Annotated in this window: 1 protein-coding gene; it reads right to left on the reverse strand. The window is 67.6% G+C overall.

Annotation, left to right across the window (positions count from 1 at the left end):
- On the reverse strand, nt 1-223 hold a 223-nt coding region (locus SB689_RS23585; RefSeq protein ID WP_410694471.1), incomplete at its 3' end, for a hypothetical protein.
- Nucleotides 224-256 lie beyond the last annotated feature (33 nt).

Here is a 256-nt window from a genome sequence, read left to right on the forward strand (position 1 = left end):
GCGGCAGACGAAGCTCCCACAGCACGGCGTGAGCAAGCGCGTGGTTGGCGTCGTCAGCCCAGGGGGCGGTCAGTGCAGACAGCACCTCATTGAGCGGCAGGGATACCACGCCTGTCGTGAGGCTGATGCCCAGCCCCGCCAGTGCCGCGAGTGCCAGCCCCTGATAGAGGCGTTGGGTGAGAGCAGGTCGCCGCAAGGCCAGTCCTGAGGTGAGATCCGTCATGGGGCGTACAGCGCCTCGGCGAGAGAGTGGGTG

It is taken from the genome of Chryseobacterium sp. SIMBA_038, assembly GCF_046535115.1.
Lineage (GTDB): Bacteria > Bacteroidota > Bacteroidia > Flavobacteriales > Weeksellaceae > Chryseobacterium.